Origin of the sequence: Cupriavidus sp. SK-4, from assembly GCF_000611125.1 — a bacterium.
GTDB classification, from domain to species: domain Bacteria; phylum Pseudomonadota; class Gammaproteobacteria; order Burkholderiales; family Burkholderiaceae; genus Cupriavidus; species Cupriavidus necator.
In genome coordinates this window covers 1-21,156 of the sequence record NZ_JFJW01000061.1, presented here as the reverse complement: position 1 = coordinate 21,156, position 21,156 = coordinate 1, and the positions used below count along the sequence as shown (strand labels likewise).

Genomic DNA, 21,156 nt, shown 5'->3' with positions numbered 1-21,156 from the left:
CTACGCCGGCGAAACAGCCACGCACGCCAAGCGCGACGCCGTACCGTTGGCCAATGCAAAAGCCAAAAGCTTGCCCCTCACCCCACCGGCGTCAACACCCCCTCCCCCGCAAAATGCCGCCGCGCATTCTCGAGGAACTGCGTCACGGACGCCGTGATGGCCTCCGGCGACCAGCCGGCCACATGCGGGGTCAACACGACGTTAGGACAGTCGAACAACGCGACCGGCGGCGCCGGCTCGCTCTCATAGACATCCAGCCCGGCCCCGCCGAGCTTGCCAGCACGCAGCGCGGAAGCCAGCGCCTCGGTATCCACCACGCTGCCGCGCGCGATATTGACGAGGAACCCGGCCGGCCCCAGCGCCGCCAGCACGCTTGCATCGACCAGGTGCCGCGTACCCGCCCCGCCCGGCGTGGCGATCACCAGGTAGTCCGCCCACGCGGCCAGCGCCCCGATGCTGTCGAAGTACCGGTACCCCGCGTCTTCGCGCGGCTTGCGGTTGTGATAGCCGATCTCGAGATCGAAGCCTTCGCCTCGCCGGGCAATACGCCGGCCGATGGTGCCCAGCCCGACGATCCCCAGCCGCTTGCCCGAGACATTGGGCCGCAGCGGCAGCGCGGTGCGCCAGGTGCCCGCGCGGGTGGCCGCGTCCAGTTGCGGCACGGCGCGCACGGTCGCCAGCAGCAGCGCGAAGGCGTGGTCGGCCACGCAGCTGTCGTTGGTGCCGGCGCCATTTGCCACGGCGATGCCGCGCGCGCGGGCGTGGGCCACGGCGATATTCTCGAAGCCCGCGCCCAGTGCGCACACCAGTTCCAGTGCCGGCATCGCGTCGATCTCCGCCGCGGTCAGACCGGTGGAGCCGATGGTCAGTACCGCGCGGATGCGTTCACCCTGCGTGGCGATCTGCGCGGCGCGGCCTTCGGCGTCCGGCGCATAGCGGATCTCGAATCGTTCGGCAATGGCGTCGCGGTGGTGGGTAGCGACCTGGGTCAGGATCAGCAGCGTGGGCTTCATGGCGGGGACAGCGGAGTAGACGGTGGAGTCGGAGAAGGGTGACAGCGTGTTGGCTGCCCAGGGGGCTGGCGCGCGGATAGCGGGCCGGCGTCACATTCTAGCGCTGCGGCGTCGGGCTTGCCGAAGGCGCCAGCACGCGCGGAGGCACGCAGAAACGGGTACGCTTTGCCTGCGGAAGCGGGGTTTGCGACCGGTCTTGCAGAGTGGAATATGCCTATAAACAAGGCTCGAACGCGTTTCCCGAAGGGCCGGCTGTGCCGTTTTGCCGGTCCCGGCGAGGCACGCAGAAACGGGTACGCTTTGCTGCCACGACCCCCTCGCCGCCATGCCGGCACAACACCATTGCGTATCATGCGTGTTCTCTTCCTCACTCGTGAACGAACGGCATGCGCGCAATCGGCAACTTCCTCTGGTTCATCCTTGGCGGCGTGGTCATGGGCCTGGCCTGGTGGCTGGCCGGGCTGCTGGCCTTTATCTCGATCATCGGGATCCCCTGGGGCAAGGCCTGCTTCGTGATCGGCACGTTCACCTTCTTCCCGTTCGGCAAGCAGGCCATCAGCCGGCGCGAACTGACCGGGCGCGACGATGTCGGCACTGGTGCGCTGGGGCTGGTCGGCAATGTACTGTGGTTTGTCGTTGCCGGCGTGTGGCTGGCCATCGGCCACGTGATGGCGGCGGTCGCCAACTTCGTGACCATCATCGGCATCCCGTTTGCGATCCAGCACCTGAAGCTGGCCGGCATTGCGCTGGCGCCGATCGGCCAGACCGTGGTCACCAATGAAGTGGCCGACGCCGCGCGCCGCGATGGCGCACGCGTGCAGGTGGACAACCTGCGCCGCTGAAGGATCAGGCGCCGGCGTCTTCGGCGTCTTCTTCATCCTGCTGGCCGGCGTGCGCGACCAGCCGGTCGAGCAGGCTGCCCAGCAGCGCCTGTTCGGCGTCGCTCAGGCAGCCGAAGATCTCCGCATTGCGCCTGGCGATCATCGCGATCGCCTGCCGGTAGAGCGGCTTGCCCTGTGCGGTCAGTGACAGCACTACGCCGCGCCCGTCGGCCTCGCTGGCCTCCTTGCTGACCAGCCCGCGCGCCACCAGCGCCTGTGCCGAGCGGCTGGCCTGGCCCTTGGTCAGGTTGGCGCCCTGCGCCAGTTCGTTGACCGATAGCGGCGCAAACGCGCCGATCGCGGCCAGGCAGCGGCCCTCGCTGAGCGGCAGGCCGCATTGCTCCAGGTAGGCGGCGGCGCTGTCCTTGTCGCTGAGCTTGTTGACCTGGTGCAGGCGGTAGGTCAGGAACTGGTCGAGGCGTGGCAGTGGCTTCATGGCGTGTCCTTGTCAGGCGTCGGCATTCTAGTGTCTTATGTTCCCTATTGTTGGCTGTGCGCCTCGGCTTCATCTATCAGCGCCAGCACCGGCGCCAGTGCCTCCTGCCGGCTCATCAGGCCCAGGCACACCATTGCCAATAGCAGCGGGGTGCGCGCTTCGCCGGCACGGCCCATGGCCTCGCACAGGCGGGTGTAGGCAAGGTCGAGGTCTTCAGCTTGCATGGCGGGCTCCAGTTTGCATCAGGGGGGCGAGGGTGGCGCGCACGGCGTCCCATGACGGTTCGCGCCAGCGCGCCAGGACATAGCCATCGGGACGGATGAGGTAGAGCGTGCCGGGCCGTGCGCCGTAGCGGGCGTGGGCCTGGCCGGCGACGTCGGCCAGCGCCGTGGCGCCGGCCACGTTGCCGCCGGTGACCACCACGTGTGCCTGCACGGCGTCCGGATGCGTGTGTGCGAATGCGGCCAGCGTCTCGGGCAGCGTGGGCGCATCGCTGAAGTACAGCAATGTGAATCGTTGCCCGAAGCATTGCGTGAGGTGCAGGACCTCGTCGGGGCCAGCCACGCGCATTTCCGGCGCGGGCAGGCCGGGCGCGGCGCCAGGGCAGTCGTCGCCAAAGTCGCTGGGACCGTTCAGCGCCGAATCCGTATAGGCAATCGGTGCGGACTGCCGCGGATTGATCAGCGACTGCACCGCGGGCTCATGCTGCGCCAGCCGCAGCGTGGCCTCGCGCATCAGCCGGAAGGCGAAGTCGGGCGGTGCCATGAACTCGGTGCTCTTGGCGCCGTAGGCGATGTTCTGCCGCGTGGCATGCACGCGCTCGGTCGAATAGGAATCGAGCAGGCTGTCGGGCGCCTGGCCGCGCAGCACCCACGCCAGCTTCCAGGCCAGGTTGCCGGCATCGTCCAGCCCGGAGTTGAGCCCGCGCACGCCAAAGATCGGCACCAGGTGCGCGGCGTCGCCGGCAAACAGCACGCGGCCGTGGCGGTAGTCCTGCAAGGTCAGGCACTTGGCGTTGTAGATGGAGATCCACAGCGGCCGCCACGGCTCGGTCTCGCCGATCATGTCGAGGTGGCTCTGCACGCGCGGCAGCACGTTCTCCGGCTTGACGGCTTCATCGGGGTCTTCGTCGTCGCGGATCTGGTAGTCGATGCGCCAGACATCGTCAGGCTGGCGGTGCATCAGGATGGTCGATCCGGGGTTGGAAGGCGGGTCAAACCAGGCCAGCCGCTCCACCTCGCGCCGCGTCTTCTGCACGATATCGACGATCACGTAGCGGCCTTCGTACTGGGTGCCTTCCATGCGCAGGCCCAGTTGCTCGCGCACGGTGCTGCGCCCGCCGTCGCAGGCCACCAGCCATTGCGCATCGACCTGCACCACGCCTGCGCCTGTCTGGATCTCGGCCACGACGCCGCTGCCGTGCTGGCGCACTCCCTGCACGCGCGCGCCGAAGCGCACATCGGCCGGCGCGGCGCCGCGCAGCGCGGCGTCATGGGCGAAGGACTCCAGGTAGTACTGCTGGATATTGACCATCGGCGCGAAGCGCTCGCCGGGCTCGCTGGGCATGCGGAAATGCAGCACCTCGGCATCGCGGTAGTAGCTGCGCCCGCCCACCCACGGCAGGCCGGTCTCGACGGTGGTTCGGTCCGCGCCCACCCAGCCGAGGATCTCCAGCGAACGCCGCGCCATGCAGATGGCCCGGCTGCCGGCGCAGTAGCCGTCGTCGGCTTCAACCACCAGCGTGGCAATGCCCTGGCGCGCCAGCAGCGCGGCCAGCGTCAGGCCGACCGGGCCGCCGCCGGCAATCAGCACCGGCACGCGCTGCGGCCATGGGCGCGATGACGAGGGCGACGGTGCCGGCGGCACGGCTGCGTGGGGTGCGGTGGAGTCTGGCATGGCGGGCCTGTGGTGTCTCTGCGATGTAGTTGTGTGCGCAACTATATCGACCATATGGTTGCGTGCGAAACTAGTGTTAACCCGGCCCGGCATCGACCGTCCGGCGAAAGTCGGAGACAAGTCGAACATCGCCGCAGGGCGGCCTTGGCCTATGCTTCGCAAGAGGCACACTGCCTCAGCCCGCTCGCTGCGCCATGCCCACGCTCCCGACCGATGCCGCACCCCGCGCCACCTGGCTGCCCTCGCCGGGCAGCTGGCAGTACCACGTGCTGCTAGGCGCGGCAGGCATGCTGGTGCTGGGGCCGCTGGGCGGCATTGCTGCCGCGTACATGAATTTCTCGCTGGGCTTCTTTGTTGGCGGGCAGGTGCTGGCGGGCATCCTCGGCTCGGTGGTGACGGCGGGCTATGGCGCGCCCGGGCGCCACGGCGCCAACTACATCCAGACCGCGGCGGCGTCGGTGGCGGGCATGGGCGGCATGGCCGTGGTGCTGCAGGCGATGGCGTGGCTGGGCATGGCGCAGCCGCCGCTGTGGCAGCTGGTGCTGTACATGCTGTGCATCGGCATGTTCGGGGTGGGTGTGGGCATGCTGTACACGCCATTGCTGGTGGACCGGATGCAGCTGACTTTTCCGTCGGGGCTGGCGGTGGCCAATATCCTGCGCGCGCTGACCGATCCGGCGCTGCTGCGGCGTTCGGTGGCCCGGCTTGGGGGCGGCATGGGGCTGGGCCTGGGCTGCGGCCTGGGCGCGGCGCGCGTGCCGTGGCTGGCGGCGCTGGACCTGTCGGCCGCGACCTTCGGCGCCGGCATGATTGTCGGCGCGCGCGTGGGCATTGCCGCGCTGGTGGGCGGGCTGGCGGGCTGGGCCATGACACCGTGGTTTGTCGCCGCGGGCTGGATGGCGCCTGGCGAGCCCTATCGCAAGGCCACCTTCTTGGTGGCGCTGGGCATGATCATGGGGGCAGCTGCGGTCGATGTGGCGTTGCTGCTGGCGCAGGCATGCCGCCAGTGGCGCGCGCGCCGCCACCCCGCGCCGCGGCGCGGGCCGGGCATGGGCTGGGTGGCGGCCTGGGCGCTGTTGTGGGGCGCGGCCACGGTGGCGGCGGGCGTGGCATGGTTCGGCCAGCCGTTGGGTTTCCAGTTGATGGCGGTGCTGCTGGTGCTGGTGTTTGCGCTGGTCAACGGTATCTCGGTCGGCATGGTCGACCAGAACCCGATCTCGTCCGCCTTCGTGCTGTCCGTGATCCTGATGGCCGCCGCCGGGCTGCGCGCGCCCCATGTCGGGCTGATCGCCGCCACGGTCTTGCTGGTGGCCACGGCCGAGGCGAGCGACATGCAGCAGGACCGCTCCACCGGCTGGCGCCTGGGCAGCGACCGCATGGTGCAGTTCGGCTACCAGGTGGCGGGCATCGTCGTGGGTGCGCTGGTTGCGGTGGCGATGGCACGGCTGTTCATGCATGCCTACCCGGTGCTGGCGCTGGACCAGACCAGCCTGCCGGCCGACCAGCAGCCGGCGCGCTGGACCTCGGCCATGACATACAAGATCGTGGGCGTGCTGCACGGGCTGGCGCAAAGCCGTGCCGGCCAGCATGTGGCGGTGGCAACGGGCCTGGCGCTCGGTCTGGCCACCGCGGTATTGCGCAAGGCCATCCTCGGCCGGCCGGCGTGGCAGCGCTTTGCGCAAGCCAGCCGGCGCGGGCGCGTGGCGGATTTCCTGCTCGATGCGGTGATCCTGCCCTCGCCCTATGCGTCGTCTTTCGGTGGCTTTGTCAACCTGGCGGCGGCCGGGTGGATGGCGGCCGGCGGCGTGGTGGCGAGCGTGGCCGCTGCCGTGGCCAGGCCCGCAAGGCCGGCCCAGGGTTTGCCGCAGGACATGAGCACCGCATCGCTGGTCGGTGGCGGCCTGATCGCGGGCGATGCGCTGGCGGCGCTGGCCATCGGCGTGGCGGGCCTGTTATCCGCCACATGGGGTTGAGGCCCTTGCGATTGTCAAATTTTGTTGACGCTTCTGTCCAAGTTTCAGTGGATTGTCAAATCACGCGACCAGCGTACCATAGGCGGCCAGACTGACGCACTGGCTAGACCCGGAGAATCACCATGGCCCTTGACCAAGAATCCTTTGCCCTGCTGCGCGCCTCGGTGCAGCGCTTCATCGACGAACGCCTGAAGCCCGCCGAAGACACGCTGGAGGAAACCGACGACGTGCCCGCCGAGATCGTCGCGGACATGAAGGAGATGGGCCTGTTCGGCATCTCCATCCCGGAGAACTACGGCGGCATCGGCCTGTCGATGTCGCAGGAATGCGATGTGGTCTACGACCTGGGCCATACCGCCTTTGCCTTCCGCTCGGTGTTCGGCACCAACGTCGGCATCGGCTCGCAGGGCATCCTGATGGATGGCACCGAGGAACAGAAGCAACAGTACCTGCCGCGCATCGCCAGCGGCGAGCTGATCATCTCGTTCGCGCTGACCGAGCCGAACGCCGGCTCCGATGCGGCTTCGCTGCAGACCAAGGCCGAGCTCGACGGCGACCACTACGTCATCAACGGCACCAAGCGCTTCATCACCAACGCGCCGCGCGCCGGCGCATTCACGCTGATGGCGCGCACCGGCGGTGCGGGCGCTTCGGGCATCTCGTCCTTCATCGTGCCGGCCGACACCCCGGGCATCTCGCTGGGCAAGCCGGACAAGAAGATGGGCCAGCGCGGCACCAAGACCTGCGACGTGGTGCTTGAGAACGCGCGCGTGCCGGCCGCCAACATCATCGGCGGCGTGCCGGGCGTCGGCTTCAAGACCGCGATGAAGGTACTCGACCGCGGCCGCCTGCATCTCTCGGCGCTGGCCTGCGGCATGGCGCACCGCCTGCTCACCGACGCGGTGGCCTACGCCAAGGAACGCAAGCAGTTCGGCAAGCCCATCGGCGACTTCCAGCTGATCCAGGGCATGCTGGCCGACAGCCAGGCCGAGCTCTACGCCGGCCTGTCGATGGTGCGCGACTGCGCCCAGCGCTACGACGCCAAGCCCGCCGGCAAGAGCGATCCGGAAGTCAGCATGCTGGCCTCGTGCACCAAGATGTTCTGTACCGAGATGGTGGGCCGCGTGGCCGACCGCGCGGTGCAGATCCATGGCGGCGCCGGCTATATCGCCGAGTACAAGGCCGAGCGCTTCTACCGCGACGTGCGCCTGCTGCGCCTGTATGAAGGCACCACGCAGATCCAGCAGTTGATCATCGCCAAGCAACTGCTGCGCGACTGACCAGGCAAACGCCCCGCGCGGCAGGAGTCGACATGAACACGATGCAGTTACGCGGGCCGGACAGCCCGCTGCAGGCAGGGCATGATGGCGACGCGCCGCACCGGCTGCGCGCCGTGGTGGCAACGTATCGTCCCACGCTGCAGGCCTATACGCTGGCGGTGTCGCCGGCTGAGCTGATGGCGCTCAGCGCGTTGCCGGCAGAGATGGCGGGCGGCGTGGGCGGCACCTGCGATCCACGCGCGCACGCGCACCTGGCGCGCTTGCGTGGCGAGGTCCAGGCCAGCGGCATTGCGTTGCCGGGTGCAATCGTGGTCGCGGTCAGCGGCGGCAGCCTGCAATGCGAGTCTGACCACCTCTACACGCTGTCGCTGCATCCGCGCCGTGGTGACCGGCTGATCGTGCTGGACGGCTATGAGCGGCTGCTCGCGCTTGCGCACGGAGAACGGCGGCAATGCAAGACGCTGGTGTCGGCGGTGCTGTGGCGCGCGGCGCTGGATACTGCCGCGGCGGAGGCCGCCAACGAAACGATCGACGCGGCCGTGGCGCAGTCGTCGTGCGCGGCGCGCTGGGCCAACGCCACGCGGGTGTGGCATTGACCGGGGTACCGGGCACGAAGAACGGGCTCAGCGCAATGTGACAGAAGCCGCCTGCATGGCGGCTTTTTCTCTTCTAGTGGCCTGACGCGCGCGCAAGCCGCTTATTGCGGCCACACGCCATCGACATCGCGCAGCAGGTGGCCGGCGAGGATATAGTCCCCGAGCCGCGTGGCCTTGGCCTCGAGGTCGAGTAGTTCATGGTCCGCCAGCGTGCCGAGATCGAACTGGCAATAGAGATTGCGTTGACGGAACGTGGCCTTGGGTTTGGCCAGCCCTTCGATCAGGGCTTCGCGGGAACGGACGGCGATGCTTTCTTGTCCGCGATACTGCACCTTGATACCGCGCTTTTCTCCGAGCCTGCCGAGTTCGACGGCATCCTGCCATCCTGTCTCGTAGTCCAGCTCAAGCGCCAGCACGCCTTCCGAGGCCAGAAGCCTGAGCGCTTCTGCCTTGCTGCCAGCTCGCACGATTGACATCCACACCTCTTATATCGACTTATACTGTACGAATATACAGTCAACCTGGGGTCGCGGCAAGGGGCTTGCACCGGACGCCTGCCGACCGCTCCCGGTCCAGCCGCTGCGATGTTGCGCTGGCCGCGCCTGCGGCCTTTCGCCAGTGCAGCCGAATATTGTTTCCCGCGTATGTCAGGGCTGCGCCTGCGGTGCTGCGCCGGCCGCTTCGTTGCCTGTGCTCCCGGCCGCGCCGGAGCCACTTCCGCTGCCGGTTGCGCCCGACTGCACCGGTGCCCCGCTGAAGTCTCCAGCATAGACGCGCGACAGCGTGCCTGGCTGCATGTAGCGCCGAATGGCCGCGTTGACGGCTTCCGGCGTCGCGTTGCGCAGGCGCTCTTCGAGTTCGGCGGTGAAGGCCATGGTGCGGCCCAGGTAGAGCTGGTTGGCCAGCGCGCCGGCCAGCGCGGCATCGTTGCTGCGGCTGACCATGCCCTGCTGCAGCAGGCCGCTGACGGCCTCGGCCAGTTCCTGCGCGGTAATGCCGTCACGCACGAAGCGCTCCAGTTCCTCGGTCACGGCGCGTTGCAGGCGCGGCAGGTTCTGCGGTGCGTATTGCGCCTGCAGGCCGAAGCGTCCCGCGCGGTCGAGCGCGCCCACCTGCACCCAGCTGCTCGCGCCATAGCTCAGGCCTTCCCGCTGGCGCAGCCGGTCAGCCAGGCGGCCGCGCAGGCTGGCGCCGCCGAGCACGCGGTTGGCAATCATCATCAGCGCATAGTCCGGCGCGTCGTTGGTCAGGTCGATCGGCGCGGCGGCCAGGTAGATGGCATTGGCCTTGCCCGGCGCGGGCAGCGTGAACTCGGCCGGCGGGATCGGCACATAGGGGCGCTCGACGCGCGCGTAGGGCTGTTGCGCGCTCCAGTCGCCGAACAATTGCGCTGCCTGCGCGGCCGCGGCCGGTGCATCGAAGTCGCCCACCAGGCTCAGCTGCGCATGGCCCGCGCCGTGGAAGCGCGCGTGGAAGTCGCGCACCTGCGCCAGCGTGACGGCCTGCAGGTCGGCGATGTTCTCGGCAAAGGTGCGCGCATGGCGCGGGTCGCCCGCGGGGTAGGGGTCGCCATGGCGGCCCAGCGTATTGGACGCCATCACGCCGGGCTCGCGCTGGATGCTTTCGATCTCCGCAATGCTGGTCCTGCGCAGCGTTTCGAACTCCGCCTCGGGGAAGCTCGGCGCGCGCAGCAGGTCGCGCAGCAGGGCCAGCAGTTCCGGCAGGTGCGCGCGGCGCGTCTCGAAGCTGACGGTCACGCGCTCAGGGCCGCCAGAGATGCCGACGCGCGCGCGCAGCGCCTCGATGCGGTCGGCGATCTGCTGGCGGTCCATGCCAGCCGCGCCGCGCCGGAGCATGGAGGCGGTCAGCGCGCCCACCGTGGTCAGCCCCTGCAGGCTCTGCGCGTCGCCCGTGCGCAGCACCAGCGCGCCGTGCACCACTTCACCGCGCGCGGGCTTGGGCAGCAGCGCCAGCTGCATGCCGTTGGCCAGCGTCTGGCGCGTGGTGTGGGCCTCGATATTGGCGGGGCTGGGATCGAATGCCGCCACCGCGGCCATTGCCTGCCTGCCCTGGTAGCCGCTGACCATGGCCGTGACATCGGGCGCCGGCGGCACCTGCGTGCGCGACGGCTGCTCGGCGGGAAGGAACACGCCCACGGTGCGGTTCGATGCCTGCAGGTAGTTCAGCGCCACGCGCTGCACGTCGGCCAGCGTGGTGGTCTCGATGCGGTCGCGTGCCAGGAAGAACAGGCGCCAGTCGCCCTTGGCGATGGCCTCGGACAGCGCCACGCCGAGCGCGCCGGGATCGTTCATGTAGTGCTCGTACGCGTTGCGCATGCGCACGCGCGCGCGTTCCAGCTCGGTCTCGGTCACGGGAGCCTCGGCAAAGCCCTCGACCTGCGTGATCAGCCCGGCGCGCGCGGCCGCGAGCGGCTGGTCTTTGGACGTCTCTACCATGAGCAGCAGCGCGCCCGGGTCCTTCATCGCATAGAGCGCGGTGCCGACCGACACGGCCTGGCCACGCTCGACCAGCGCCTTGTACAGCCGCCCGCCCGGCGTGTCGCCGAGGATGATGGTCAGCAGCGAGAGTGCCGTGCTGTCCGGATGCGCACCCGGGCTGACGTGGTATTGCGCGGCGACCAGGCTGTTGTCGCCGGGGCGCATTACTACCAGCTCGCGCGCGCCTTCCTGTGCGGGCTCGACCGTATGCTCGGGCGGCAGCACGCGCGTCGGGCGCGGGATCGGCCCGAAGTAGCGCTCGATGCGTGCCAGCGTGGCGGCGGGATCAAACTTGCCGGCCACCACCAGCACCGCGTTGTCGGGCTGGTAGTAGCGCCGATAGAAGGCGCGCAGGCCGTCGATGCTGACGTGCTCGACATCGCTGCGCGCGCCGATCGGGGCCTTGCCGTAGTTGTGCCAGCGGTAAGCGGCGGCCATGGTCTGCTGCATCAGCATGCGCCCGGGGCTGTTCTCGCCCATTTCCATCTCGTTGCGCACCACCGTCATTTCGCTGTCCAGGTCGGCACGCGAGATCACGCTGTTGACCATGCGGTCGGCTTCCATGCGCAGCGCCCAGTCGAGGTTTTCATCGTTGGCGCTGAAGGTGCCGAAGTAGTTGGTACGGTCCTGCGCGGTGGTGCCGTTCACGCTCATGCCGCGCCGGGCGAACTCGGTCGGGATGGTCTTGCCCGGCAGCGATGGCGTGCCCTTGAACAGCAGGTGCTCGAGCAGGTGGGCCATGCCGGTCTCACCATAGTTCTCATGGCGGCTGCCGACCAGGTAGGTGATGTTGACGGTGGTGGTGGCCTTGGCCGCGTCCGGTGCCAGTACGATGCGCAGGCCGTTGGGCAGGCGGTATTCGGTGATGCCTTCGACCGATGCCACCTGCGTGGCCGTGGCAGGCGTCGCCGTGGGGGCGGTCTGCACCGGCTGTGCCAACGCCGGCGCGCAGGCAAGCGAAGCAAGCAAGGACAGGTGCAGGGCAGTGCGGCGCATGGCGTCTCCGGGCGGGCGGTGGCAGTGGGTTGGCGGGTGAGGCACGAAGCGCATTCTAGCCGCCGCCCCTGCCAGGAACTGTGCCGCAGCCCACGCCCGCGCGCCAGAGGGAAATGTCCGAATCCAGCGGGTAAGCGCTTGCAGGTAGCGGTAGCATGCCGTCATGCACCTCGATCCCGATACCTGCTACAAGGCCGTGGCCTCGCACGACCGCCGCTTCGACGGACGCTTCTTCGTGGGCGTGTCGTCGACGGGCGTGTACTGCCGGCCGGTGTGCGCAGTACGCACCCCCAAGCGCGAAAACTGCACGTTCTACGAGAGCGCCGCTGCGGCGGAGAAGCATGGCTTCCGCCCCTGCCTGCGCTGCCGTCCGGAGCTGGCGCCCGGGCACGGGCTGGCCGATATTTCAGGACGGCTGGCGCAGGCCGCGGCCACGCTGATCGATGAGGGCTTCATGGCGGAAGGCAGCGTGGCCACGCTGGCGGCGCGCATCGGCGTGACCGAGCGCCACCTGCGGCGCCTGTTCGATGCGCAGTTCGGCGTGTCGGTGCTGGAGTACGCGCAGACGCAGCGGCTGCTGCTGGCCAAGCGCTTGCTGGCCGACACCGCGCTGCCGGTGACCGAAGTGGCGCTGGCGGCGGGTTTCGGCAGTGTGCGCCGCTTCAACGATGTGCTGAAGACGCGCTACGGCCTGACGCCGCTGGCGCTGCGCCGCCGCGCCGCCGACGGCGTGGCCGACCGGCTGGTGTTCGACCTGGGCTACCGCCCGCCGTTTGCCTGGGACGCATGGCTGCGCTTCCTGGCTACCCGCGCGGTGGAAGGCATCGAGGCGATCCGGGACGGCACCTATATGCGCACGCTGCTGGTGGATGCCGGCGGCAGCGCGCACACGGGCTGGGTACGGATCGAACACGTGCCGCGCCGGCTGGTGCTGCGCGTCACGTTGTCGGCCTCGCTGGCGCGCGTGATTCCGCAGGCGCTGGGCAAGGTGCGCCGCCTGTGCGACCTGGGCTGCCGCCCGGACGTGGTGGACCGGCACCTGGGCGAGCTTGCCGAGGCCATGCCGGGCGTGCGCCTGCCGGGCAGCGTCGATGGCTTCGAGATCGCGGTGCGCGCGGTGGTGGGGCAGGTGATCTCGGTGGTGCAGGCGCGGCGCATCCTGGGCGCGCTGGCGCAGCACGCGGGACAGGCGCTGGACGGCACGCCCCCGGACGGCCTGCGCTACACGTTCCCGACTGCCGCCGCCATTGCCATGCTGCCAGAGCAAAGCTTGCGCGATGCCGGGGTGTCGGCAGGCAAGGCGCGCACGCTGCTGGCGCTGGCGCAGCGCGTGGCCGACGGCACGCTGGCGCTCGATGCGCACGCGCCGCCGGAGCAGACCGTGGCGGCGCTGCGCGAGGTCGGCGGCATCGGCGACTGGACCGCGCAGTATGTCGCCATGCGCGCGCTGGGCTGGCCCGATGCGTTCCCCGGCACCGACTATGCGCTGCGCAAGGTGCTGGGCGTCAGTACCGTGCGCGCGATGCACGAGCGCACCGCGCAATGGGCGCCGTGGCGTGCCTACGCCGCCATCCACCTGTGGCATCGCTATGAAACGATGAAGGACGCGGCCAGCGCCGTGGCCGAACCGGAGACGATCACATGACCAGCTATCGCCATATCGACAGCCCGCTCGGGACCATCCTGCTGCGCGCGCAAGGCGCCCACCTGACCGGCCTCTTCTTCGCCGGGCAGAAATACCACCCCGCGGGCATTGCCGACAGCCGCGACGTGCCGCCGGCCGATGCCGCGGTGCTCGACCGCGCCGCGTCGGAACTGGCCGAATATTTCGCCGGCCGCCGCGATACCTTTACCGTGCCGGTGCACTTTGCCGGCAGCCCGTTCCAGCAGCGCGTGTGGGAGGCGCTGCTGGCGATCCCCTGCGGCGAGACCGCGTCGTACGGCGAACTGGCCCGCACCCTGGGCCTGCCGCCCACGCATGCGCGCGCAGTCGGCGGAGCGGTGGGACGCAACCCGCTGTCGGTGATCGTGCCCTGCCATCGCGTGCTGGGCAGTGCCGGTGCGCTGACCGGCTACGCCGGCGGCATCGAGCGCAAGCGCGCCTTGCTGCAGCGCGAAGGCATCGGCACCACGCCAGACTAATCGCGCGGGCTGCGCTGCCATGCCGCGCCTGTTCATCGCCGTGGAAGTCCCGCCCGCGCAGGCGGCATGGCTCTTGTCGACCCTGCCGCCAGCGCACGGCGTGCGGCCCGCAGCGCCAGAGCAGATCCACCTGACCCTGCACTTCCTGGGTGAGTGCAACGTGCCTGGCGCAGCGCTGGAGGCCGCGCTCGACAGCGTCCGCGCACCCGCCTTCCTGCTTCAGGCAGCCGGTACCGGGCGCTTTCGCAGCGGCCAGGGTTCGGTGCTGTGGGCAGGCCTGGCGCCAGGTCCCGGCCTGGACGCGCTGCGCGTGCTGCACGCCGATGTCGGGCAGGCGCTGGCCGGGGCCGCGGGCATTACCCCGGAGCGGCGGCGCTTCCATCCGCACCTGACGCTGGCGCGCTGCAAGCCGTCGGTGCCCGAAAGCGTGCTGCGCGCCTGGCTCGATACGCACCGCTCGCTGGCCAGCGAGCCCTGGCACGTGCAGCGGCTGGTGCTGTTCGAAAGCCGGCTCGGCCCGCAAGGCCCCCAGCATCTCGTGCGCCAGGCCTGGCCACTGACGCAGGCTGGCCCTACGCCAGGTTGCTGAGCCCCAGCGCCACGCCCAGCCCGCACAAGGCCGAGCCGATGGTGCGGTCCAGCAGCCGCTGGCGCCGCAGCATCGCCGCGCGCAGCGCCGGCGCGGTGAACACGCACGCCACCAGGCTGAACCACGCCAGGTGCGCCACCGACATGAATCCGCCATAAGCCCATTGCACCGGCACCGACGTGTGCGCATCGACCACCTGGGTGTAGGTGCTGACCACGAACAGCGTGGTCTTCGGGTTCAGCGCATTGGTCAGGAAGCCCATGTGCAGCGCCGCCCACGGCGGCAGCGTGCGCGCACCTTGCAGGTCTACTGCCAGGGCCTCGCGGTTGCGCAGCGTCTGGATGCCGATCCAAACCAGGTAGGCCGCGCCCAGCATCTTCACCACGGTCAGCACGCTCTGTGCATGGGCCATCAGTAGCGCCACCCCGAACATCGTATAGAGCACATGCACCTGCACCCCCAGCGCGATCCCGAGGGCGCTTAGCAGGCCGGCGCGGCGGCCGTACAGGTAGCTGTTGCGGGTGACCATGGCGAAGTCCGGGCCCGGACTGACAACGGCCAGCACGGTCACGGCGGCGACCGCCAGGGATTCGGCGATTGGGAGCATTTTCTGTCAGATTACGTTGCAGTTATCCGGAGATCGCCACATCGGGAGATCCGGGCGTACCCAATTCTGCATGTCGGAAAGCGCCGCCACAACCGATATATACTCGCGCAATTACGTGAGAAAAACTGACTGATGCACTGGCTGGGCTGGATCCGATTCTTCGAGGCCGCGGCGCGCCACGAAAGCTTTGTCCGGGCGGCGGAGGAACTGCACCTGACCCATGGCGCGGTCAGCCGGCAGATCCGCCAGCTCGAGGACACGCTGGGCGTGGCGCTGTTCGAGCGGCGCAACCGCGGGGTCTTCCTGACCGAGGCGGGGCGCACGCTGTTTGCGGCATCCACGCAATCGATGGAGGTGCTGGCTGGCGCCGCCGCGCGCATCCGCACGCAGCCGCCGGGGCGTGCGCTGGTGCTGTCATGCGAGCCGACCATCGCCATGCGCTGGCTGATCCCGCGGCTGCCGCGCTTTGCCGCGCGCCATCCCGATATCCCGCTGCACCTGATGGCCGCGGGCGGGCCGATCGACTTCACCCGCAGCGGCGCCGACCTGGCACTGCGGCGCAATGACTTTGCTTTCGATGCGCGCTGGCATGCGCGCGAGGTGGCGCAGGAACGGGTGGGGCCGGTGTGCCGGCCGCAGCTTGCGCAGGGGGCGGCCACGGTTCCGGCGCGGCTGCATACGCGCACGCGGCCCGAGGCATGGCAGCGCTGGCAGGCGGTGCGCGGCGATGCCGCCCCCGCCGTGCAGTGCGACGGCGACGCCTGGTACGAACATTTCTACCTCAGCCTGCAGGCCGCCGCCGCAGGGCTGGGCTGGGCCATGGCCTCACAGCTGATGGCCGCCGACGAGATCGCCGATGGCCGGCTGGCGGCTCCGTTCGGTTTTGTGGCCGACGGATCGGCCTATCATTTGTTGTCGCCCGCGCCGTTTGAACACGACACGCGCCGGCTGGTGCTGCTGGCGTGGTTGCGCGAAGAGGCGCAGGCAACGCTTGCGGCGCCGCCGCCATCGCCCCCGGACGCCTGAAAGCGGCGTGCGCGCTACCCCCCGGAAGTCTGTGCTCAAGTTCTGCCACAGTTCTGCCGAAGTGAGAGCATGCGTCTTGCCGGGCATTGGGACACGCGCTTAACATGCGCGCGGCCGGCAGGCCGAAGCCCCCCGTACCCGGCGATCCCAGCCACTCCAGATGTTGCGTGAATCCATGAATCAGCACGATGCCTCCGGTCCAGCCGATAACGGCGCCGAATCCGACATTGAGCCGGCGGATGACCGTTATCGCCTGACGCACAACTCGCAGATCGGCACCGTGCTGCGCGACCTGTCCTGGCAGAAGTGCATGCTGAGCGTGCGCACCCGCACCGGGCACCAGTTCGTCACGTCGCTCCTGCACGTCGACCCGGTCAACCGCACCTTTGTGTTCGACTGGTGCAATGCGGAACCCGAGCGGATGTCGCTGATGACCTCGGATGAAAATGCGTTCTCGGGGCTGTTGCGCGGCGTGCCGGTCAACTTCGTGGTGGGCCGGCCGGCTGCCACGCGCTATGAGGAAGGCCCAGCCTTCGTGGTCGAATTCCCTGAGAAGCTCTACCACTTCCAGCGCCGCCGCCATTTCCGCGCGCGCACGCTGGTGACCAGGGGCTACCGCTGCGAGATCCACATGTCGGACAAGACCGTGCTGGGGCTCGATATCGCCGACCTGTCGCTGTCGGGCGTGGGGCTGCGCTCGAAGACGGTCTCGGCAGAGCACCTGCCGGTCGGCACCACGGTCGGCAAGTGCCGGCTGGATTTCCGCGAGCTGGGCAAGCTTGAGCTGGACCTGCAGGTGGTTGGCCACTGGCTGGTGGGCCATGACGACAGCGCCATCCACCATTTCGGCTGCGCCTTCATCCATCCGGACGGGCGCATGGAGAACTTCCTGCAGCGGCTGGTATTTGCGCTGGAACTGGCGCACCGGGGCTGATGCACCGTAGCCGAGGCCGCGCAACCCGGGCCCGGCTTACCTCAATCCCGTGCGGCTGCTCGGGTAGTTAGCTGACTAGTCAGCGGCCATCAGGAGCCGATCAGCCGGCCGATTGCCGCCGCGGCTTCGCGTATCGGCGGCAGCAGCCGCGAGATCATCTCCGCTTCGGAGACACGCGCGGCGCGCACGCTCACGCTCAGCCCCGCCAGCACGATGCCAGAGGCCGAGCGCACCGGCACCGCCATCGCGCGCAGGCCCGGTTCCAGCTCTTCATCGACGATCACGTAGTCCACTTCGCGGGCGCGCTCGAAGCACGCTTCCAGCTCCTGGCGCGAGACCTTGGTCTGCAGCGTGCGCGGGCGCAGCTCGGCATGCTCGAAGAAGCCGTCCAGCACCGTGGCCGGCTGGTGCGCCAGCAGCAGCCGGCCGTTGGAGGTGCAGTAGGCCGGCAGGCGGCTGCCCATGCCTAGCGAATAGTTCAGCACCCGCTGTACTTCGGAGCGCACCAGGTACAGGATGTCGGTGCCGTCCAGGATCGCCAGCGTGCAGGTCTCGTGGATGCGCGCGCTCAGGTTGTCCAGGATCGGCTGCGCCAGGGACACCAGCGAGGTCGACGAGAAATACGCGTGGCCCAGGTGCAGCACACGCGGCCGCAGCGCAAACTGCCCGTCCTGCTGGCTGACGTAGCCGAGCTGTTCCAGCGTATAGAGGCAGCGCCGCACCGAGGCGCGCGACAGCTGCGTGCGTTGCGCCACCTGCGAGATCGTCAGCGGGCGCTTGCGTTCCGAGAAGGCCTCCAGCACGGTCAGCCCGCGCGCCAGCGACAGCATAAAGTTGGGATCGCCGGCAAAACTGGCGAGCAGGTCGGCCTGGGGCCGGGCAACGCGGACGGTGTCGGCCTGTGCATGGCCAAGACCGAGGGGGCGGAGGACGTCCATTGGGAGGCGGGGTTGTCTGGGCTTTGTTCGATAATCGCGCAATGTTAAACCGGTCGGGCGTCGGGGGCCAGCACTGGTTTCATGCTGCGCTGCATCAACGCTCCCGCCGCCGGGTCTGCCGCTCCGCGATTTCGAACAGCGCCATGCCTGCCAGCATCGCCGCGACAAAGCCCCAGGCCTTGGCATAGCCGGCACCCAGTGCCACCAGCGCCGGGCCCGGGCAGAAGCCCGCCAGGCCCCAGCCCACGCCGAACGCCGCGCTGCCCAGCACCAGCCGCGGCGTGACCGCGGCCAGCGCCGGCCACTGCATCGGCAGTCCCAGCCAGGAGCGCTGGCGCCGTCGCGCCAGTGCGAAGGCCACCACCCCCACCAGGATCGCGCCGGCCATGACAAAGGCGAGCGACGGGTCCCAGGCGCCGGCCAGGTCGAGAAAACCCAGCACCTTGGCCGGGTTGGCCATGCCGGACAGGATCAGGCCGATGCCGAACACCAGCCCGGCAAGCAATGAGAAGAGCGTGCCCATCGGTCAGCCTCCCAGCCAATGACGCTGCACCAGCACTGTCAGGAAGCCCGCCGCCATGAAGGTCAGCGTGGCGGCCAACGAGCGCACCGAGCCCCGCGACAGGCCACACACGCCGTGCCCGCTGGTGCAGCCGCCCGCGTAGCGCGTGCCGATGCCTACCAGCAGCCCCGCCGCCAGCACCTCGCCCCAGCCGGCATCGATTTGCGCCGCCGGCATGGCATCGAACGCGCCCGCCAGCCATGGCGCCAGCAACAGCCCGATCACAAAGGCGGCGCGCCACGCGCTGTCGCCGTGCGGCAGCTTCAGCAGGCCGCCGACAATGCCGCTGATGCCGGCAATGCGGCCCAGACCCAGGATCATCAGCGCCGCCGCGAGGCCGATGACCAGCCCGCCGGCCAGCGACAGCCACGGCGTGAAATGGGTGAAATCAATCTGCATGGGAGGAGGCGCGCGAAAGGGGCGCGGAGCGGCCGCAAGTGCAGCCCGAGGCCCGGATTATAGGCGCCGCATGCCAGGCGGGCGCCCAAAAAAAAGTCGCCGCTGGGGAGCGGCGACCGGGGAAGGTCGTCATTCAAGAGGGGGTCTTGGTGACGTAAAAAGTATAGACATTTGAATTAAGACATTACATACAACTTTGGTAGGGTGCGGCGGGCTCACATTTGGTGGGTGCTTATGCTGGCCGGTTCAGAAGGGTTTACCCAGGAACAGGTAAAAGCTGTATGTGCCTGCGGCGGCGCGGCCATAGGCCAGGTAAAGCGGGCCCAGCGGACTGTCCAGCGCCAGGAAGACCGAGCCGGACTTGAGCAGCCCGGTCGGACTCCCCGGCACCAGCGGGTCGCCCATGCGGCCCGCCTCCAGCGAAAAGCCTGCGTACACGCCTTGCAGCAGGGTCTGGCGCGCCAGCTTGTTGTAGTACACCAGCCGCGCAAACTGCATGTTGCCGCCCAGCAGCTGCCCTGTGGCATAACCGGATTGCTGCAGGAAGCCGCCCCACTGGAACAGGTCATAGCGCGGCAGCGGCTTGCCGCCGATATTGCTGCCGACCTTGAAGGCCAGCGAGACCGTGTTGTCGCCGAACGAGTGGGCATAGATGCCCTCCGCCTGCGCCTTGACATAAGCCTGGTCGGCACCCAGCCCCGGCTGCGAGCCGTAGATGTGCAGCCGGGCCGCATAGCCGAAGCGCGGGAAGTCGACGCTGTCGAGCTGGTCGAACAAGAGCCGCCCGGTGATGGCGCCGCGCCGGATATTGCCCGGGCCTGGCGACAGCGACTCGGGGCCGGTGCTCAGGGTGGCGTGTTCCGTGCCGGTCTGCACGCCCACGCGCAGCTCGCCGTACTTGGTGAACTGGCTGCCCGCGTCCAGCGCGATGTCAAAGCGGCGCAGGTCGTAGGTGGCGATGCGCGTGCTGCCCTGGAAGACATTGACCGGGCGCCGCTCCAGCTCGATGCGCGGCGCGATAAAGAAGTACTGGCGCGTATCCAGCGGCTGGTAGAACTCACTGATCAGCGACGAGGTCTGCCCCACCTGCGCATCGGTGCGCCATTCGGCGCCAAGCGCATTGAGCCAGGTGCGCCGGTAGCTGCCCACCAGGTTGAAGTAGGCATCGCCGCGGAAATCCGAGCTCAGCCCGAGCCCGAAGCGCAGGTAGTCGGGACCGTAGGATTTCTCCACCGCATTGACCGCCAGCACGCGCTTGCCGGGCTCTTCCAGGATGCCGTAGTTGACGTGCTCGAAGTCGCCGGTGCCGAACAGGCGGCGCATGTCCTGGTCCAGCGTGGCCTGGTCGACCGGCTGCCCGGGCTTGGTTTCCATCACCGCGGTGGCGTAGTCCGGGTTGACGCGCTGCAGCGGCGCCAGCCGGATCTCATCGACCGGGCGGGTGTCGGGCGGCTGCACCGCCTGTTGTTTGGCGCGCAGTTGTGCATATTGCGCCGGCGGCAGCGCCAGCGGCGCGAGGCGGTCGGCGACCTTGCGCGCGGCAGCCTCGCCGATGGGGATGGTTGCCGGCAGGTGGTCGAAGTCGGTCGCGGAAAAATCGCCCAGCGCCGGCTCGATCAGCACGTCGGTGGGCCGCAGCGAGGCCAGCGACGCACGCACGTTCTGCTCGGTCAGGATATTGAGCATCTGGCCGGTCACGCCGATGATCGAGGTCAGCTCCTCACGCTTCATCAGTGGCGTGCCCAGGTTCACCGCTATCACGATATCGGCGCCCATCCTGCGCGCCACGTCCACCGGCAGGTTGTCGGTCAGGCCGCCGTCGACCAGCAGCCGGCCCTCGTACTCGGCCGGCGCCACCGCGCCCGGCACCGACATGCTGGCGCGCATCACGTTGGCCAGCTCGCCCTGGCTGAACACCACCGGCGTGCCCGCCACCAGGTCCGTGGCCACGGCGCGGTAGGGAATCGGAAATTGGTCGAAGTCCCGGTAGCCGGGCACCTTGGCCAGCTGGCGCAGCACGGTCTCCAGCTGCACGCCCGAGACCGCGCCCTTGGGCAGCAAGAGCCCGCTGGCCTGCACCCCGATCTCTGGCGTGAACAGGTTGGTGAAATCGTCCTGCTTGCGCCGGATGGTCAGGTCCTGGCGCGGCGGGCGTTCCTTGAAGATCTTGTCGGTGCTCAGGCCGCCGACCAGCCGTTCCATTTCGGCGGGCGCCATGCCGGTGGCATAGGCGCCCCCCACCAGTGAACCCATGCTGGTGCCTGCAATGCAGTCGACCGGGACGCGCATCGCCTCCAGCACCTTGAGCACGCCGATATGCGCCGCGCCGCGCGCGCCGCCGCCCGAGAGCACCAGGCAGATGCGTGGGCGCGCGCCCGCGGCCCGCTGCG

The 21,156-nt window shown here is 69.2% G+C and carries 20 protein-coding genes; 9 read left to right on the top strand and 11 right to left on the bottom strand.

Going from position 1 to position 21,156, the window contains the following annotated elements:
* Positions 1 to 77: 77 nt before the first annotated feature.
* Positions 78 to 1,013, bottom strand: a complete 936-nt coding sequence (locus tag CF68_RS12465; protein ID WP_035819119.1) for a 2-hydroxyacid dehydrogenase — start codon at positions 1,011 to 1,013, stop codon at positions 78 to 80.
* 386 nt (positions 1,014 to 1,399) lie between these two features.
* Here CF68_RS12465 and CF68_RS12460 point away from each other — a divergent pair, with 386 nt between their 5' ends.
* Positions 1,400 to 1,855: a YccF domain-containing protein gene (locus tag CF68_RS12460; RefSeq protein WP_013954082.1), complete on the top strand. Its 456-nt coding sequence runs from the start codon at positions 1,400 to 1,402 to the stop codon at positions 1,853 to 1,855.
* Positions 1,856 to 1,859: 4 nt separating this feature from the next.
* Here CF68_RS12460 and CF68_RS12455 read toward each other — a convergent pair whose 3' ends face one another.
* Genes CF68_RS12455 through CF68_RS12445 form a run of 3 tightly spaced genes read right to left on the bottom strand, consistent with a single transcriptional unit; the run spans position 1,860 to position 4,226 of the window.
* Positions 1,860 to 2,330 (bottom strand): MarR family winged helix-turn-helix transcriptional regulator, encoded by a 471-nt coding sequence (locus tag CF68_RS12455; protein WP_035819116.1) that lies wholly within the window; start codon positions 2,328 to 2,330, stop codon positions 1,860 to 1,862.
* 44 nt (positions 2,331 to 2,374) lie between these two features.
* Positions 2,375 to 2,554, bottom strand: a complete 180-nt coding sequence (locus tag CF68_RS12450; RefSeq protein ID WP_035819113.1) for a hypothetical protein — start codon at positions 2,552 to 2,554, stop codon at positions 2,375 to 2,377.
* Complete coding sequence (locus CF68_RS12445; protein ID WP_035819110.1) at positions 2,544 to 4,226, bottom strand: FAD-dependent oxidoreductase; 1,683 nt, start codon at positions 4,224 to 4,226, stop codon at positions 2,544 to 2,546. The genes CF68_RS12450 and CF68_RS12445 overlap by 11 nt, the downstream gene beginning before the upstream one ends.
* Positions 4,227 to 4,420: 194 nt before the next feature.
* Here CF68_RS12445 and CF68_RS12440 point away from each other — a divergent pair, with 194 nt between their 5' ends.
* The 3 genes from CF68_RS12440 to CF68_RS12430 all read left to right on the top strand — a co-directional run bounded on the left by CF68_RS12440 (position 4,421) and on the right by CF68_RS12430 (position 8,075).
* Positions 4,421 to 6,199 (top strand): OPT/YSL family transporter, encoded by a 1,779-nt coding sequence (locus CF68_RS12440; protein WP_035819108.1) that lies wholly within the window; start codon positions 4,421 to 4,423, stop codon positions 6,197 to 6,199.
* Positions 6,200 to 6,321: 122 nt separating this feature from the next.
* Complete coding sequence (locus tag CF68_RS12435; RefSeq protein WP_035819107.1) at positions 6,322 to 7,479, top strand: acyl-CoA dehydrogenase family protein; 1,158 nt, start codon at positions 6,322 to 6,324, stop codon at positions 7,477 to 7,479.
* A gap of 32 nt (positions 7,480 to 7,511) precedes the next feature.
* Positions 7,512 to 8,075, top strand: a complete 564-nt coding sequence (locus CF68_RS12430) for a hypothetical protein (RefSeq protein WP_035819106.1) — start codon at positions 7,512 to 7,514, stop codon at positions 8,073 to 8,075.
* Positions 8,076 to 8,176: 101 nt separating this feature from the next.
* On the opposite strand, the gene CF68_RS12425 is transcribed toward CF68_RS12430, so the two are convergent.
* Together CF68_RS12425 and CF68_RS12420 are read right to left on the bottom strand one after the other, a co-directional pair.
* A complete protein-coding gene (locus tag CF68_RS12425) occupies positions 8,177 to 8,551 on the bottom strand; it encodes a hypothetical protein (protein ID WP_010811174.1) in 375 nt (124 codons plus the stop codon).
* 171 nt (positions 8,552 to 8,722) lie between these two features.
* Positions 8,723 to 11,569: a pitrilysin family protein gene (locus tag CF68_RS12420; protein WP_035819103.1), complete on the bottom strand. Its 2,847-nt coding sequence runs from the start codon at positions 11,567 to 11,569 to the stop codon at positions 8,723 to 8,725.
* Positions 11,570 to 11,732: 163 nt separating this feature from the next.
* Between CF68_RS12420 and CF68_RS12415 the strand changes: the two genes are divergently transcribed.
* From CF68_RS12415 to thpR, 3 genes are read left to right on the top strand one after another with little or no spacing between them, the layout of a single operon-like run.
* Entirely contained in the window at positions 11,733 to 13,214 is a 1,482-nt protein-coding gene (locus CF68_RS12415; RefSeq protein ID WP_035819101.1) for an AlkA N-terminal domain-containing protein, read from the top strand.
* Positions 13,211 to 13,711, top strand: coding sequence for a methylated-DNA--[protein]-cysteine S-methyltransferase (locus tag CF68_RS12410; protein WP_035819099.1), 501 nt, complete (start codon positions 13,211 to 13,213; stop codon positions 13,709 to 13,711). The genes CF68_RS12415 and CF68_RS12410 overlap by 4 nt, the downstream gene beginning before the upstream one ends.
* Before the next feature lie 19 nt (positions 13,712 to 13,730).
* Positions 13,731 to 14,300: an RNA 2',3'-cyclic phosphodiesterase gene (thpR, locus tag CF68_RS12405; RefSeq protein ID WP_035819097.1), complete on the top strand. Its 570-nt coding sequence runs from the start codon at positions 13,731 to 13,733 to the stop codon at positions 14,298 to 14,300.
* Here the strand turns inward: thpR and CF68_RS12400 are convergent.
* The gene (locus tag CF68_RS12400) at positions 14,284 to 14,907 is read right to left on the bottom strand and encodes a LysE family transporter (RefSeq protein WP_035819093.1); all 624 of its coding nucleotides are present in this window, start codon (positions 14,905 to 14,907) and stop codon (positions 14,284 to 14,286) included. The genes thpR and CF68_RS12400 overlap by 17 nt on opposite strands.
* Positions 14,908 to 15,039: 132 nt before the next feature.
* Between CF68_RS12400 and CF68_RS12395 the strand changes: the two genes are divergently transcribed.
* Positions 15,040 to 15,933, top strand: a complete 894-nt coding sequence (locus CF68_RS12395) for a LysR substrate-binding domain-containing protein (protein ID WP_035819091.1) — start codon at positions 15,040 to 15,042, stop codon at positions 15,931 to 15,933.
* A 160-nt stretch (positions 15,934 to 16,093) separates the two neighbouring features.
* Positions 16,094 to 16,867 carry a flagellar brake protein gene (locus CF68_RS12390; RefSeq protein WP_035819090.1) on the top strand — a complete coding sequence of 258 codons (774 nt, stop codon included), beginning with the start codon at positions 16,094 to 16,096 and terminating at the stop codon, positions 16,865 to 16,867.
* A gap of 89 nt (positions 16,868 to 16,956) precedes the next feature.
* Here CF68_RS12390 and CF68_RS12385 read toward each other — a convergent pair whose 3' ends face one another.
* From CF68_RS12385 to CF68_RS12370, 4 genes are all read right to left on the bottom strand, one after another.
* Positions 16,957 to 17,805, bottom strand: coding sequence for an IclR family transcriptional regulator C-terminal domain-containing protein (locus CF68_RS12385; RefSeq protein ID WP_013954068.1), 849 nt, complete (start codon positions 17,803 to 17,805; stop codon positions 16,957 to 16,959).
* A gap of 94 nt (positions 17,806 to 17,899) precedes the next feature.
* On the bottom strand, positions 17,900 to 18,328 hold the full coding sequence (locus CF68_RS12380) for a YeeE/YedE family protein (protein WP_035819087.1): 429 nt from the start codon (positions 18,326 to 18,328) through the stop codon (positions 17,900 to 17,902).
* A gap of 3 nt (positions 18,329 to 18,331) precedes the next feature.
* A complete protein-coding gene (locus tag CF68_RS12375) occupies positions 18,332 to 18,766 on the bottom strand; it encodes a YeeE/YedE family protein (protein ID WP_035819085.1) in 435 nt (144 codons plus the stop codon).
* Between the two features lie 246 nt (positions 18,767 to 19,012).
* Positions 19,013 to 21,156 (bottom strand): patatin-like phospholipase family protein (locus CF68_RS12370; protein ID WP_035819082.1); only part of this gene is annotated, 2,144 nt, incomplete at its 5' end.

Bases quoted from the DNA above. Each gene is read 5' to 3' on its own strand.
- CF68_RS12430 (WP_035819106.1), top strand. From the start codon at position 7,512: ATGAACACGATGCAGTTACGCGGGCCGGACAGCCCGCTGCAGGCAGGG.
- CF68_RS12390 (WP_035819090.1), top strand. From the start codon at position 16,094: ATGTTGCGTGAATCCATGAATCAGCACGATGCCTCCGGTCCAGCCGAT.
- CF68_RS12455 (WP_035819116.1), bottom strand. From the start codon at position 2,330: ATGAAGCCACTGCCACGCCTCGACCAGTTCCTGACCTACCGCCTGCAC.
- CF68_RS12395 (WP_035819091.1), top strand. From the start codon at position 15,040: ATGCACTGGCTGGGCTGGATCCGATTCTTCGAGGCCGCGGCGCGCCAC.
- CF68_RS12465 (WP_035819119.1), bottom strand. From the start codon at position 1,013: ATGAAGCCCACGCTGCTGATCCTGACCCAGGTCGCTACCCACCACCGC.
- CF68_RS12450 (WP_035819113.1), bottom strand. From the start codon at position 2,554: ATGCAAGCTGAAGACCTCGACCTTGCCTACACCCGCCTGTGCGAGGCC.
- thpR (WP_035819097.1), top strand. From the start codon at position 13,731: ATGCCGCGCCTGTTCATCGCCGTGGAAGTCCCGCCCGCGCAGGCGGCA.
- CF68_RS12410 (WP_035819099.1), top strand. From the start codon at position 13,211: ATGACCAGCTATCGCCATATCGACAGCCCGCTCGGGACCATCCTGCTG.
- CF68_RS12460 (WP_013954082.1), top strand. From the start codon at position 1,400: ATGCGCGCAATCGGCAACTTCCTCTGGTTCATCCTTGGCGGCGTGGTC.
- CF68_RS12375 (WP_035819085.1), bottom strand. From the start codon at position 18,766: ATGCAGATTGATTTCACCCATTTCACGCCGTGGCTGTCGCTGGCCGGC.
- CF68_RS12440 (WP_035819108.1), top strand. From the start codon at position 4,421: ATGCCCACGCTCCCGACCGATGCCGCACCCCGCGCCACCTGGCTGCCC.
- CF68_RS12385 (WP_013954068.1), bottom strand. From the start codon at position 17,805: ATGGACGTCCTCCGCCCCCTCGGTCTTGGCCATGCACAGGCCGACACC.
- CF68_RS12445 (WP_035819110.1), bottom strand. From the start codon at position 4,226: ATGCCAGACTCCACCGCACCCCACGCAGCCGTGCCGCCGGCACCGTCG.
- CF68_RS12425 (WP_010811174.1), bottom strand. From the start codon at position 8,551: ATGTCAATCGTGCGAGCTGGCAGCAAGGCAGAAGCGCTCAGGCTTCTG.
- CF68_RS12420 (WP_035819103.1), bottom strand. From the start codon at position 11,569: ATGCGCCGCACTGCCCTGCACCTGTCCTTGCTTGCTTCGCTTGCCTGC.
- CF68_RS12435 (WP_035819107.1), top strand. From the start codon at position 6,322: ATGGCCCTTGACCAAGAATCCTTTGCCCTGCTGCGCGCCTCGGTGCAG.
- CF68_RS12415 (WP_035819101.1), top strand. From the start codon at position 11,733: ATGCACCTCGATCCCGATACCTGCTACAAGGCCGTGGCCTCGCACGAC.
- CF68_RS12380 (WP_035819087.1), bottom strand. From the start codon at position 18,328: ATGGGCACGCTCTTCTCATTGCTTGCCGGGCTGGTGTTCGGCATCGGC.
- CF68_RS12400 (WP_035819093.1), bottom strand. From the start codon at position 14,907: ATGCTCCCAATCGCCGAATCCCTGGCGGTCGCCGCCGTGACCGTGCTG.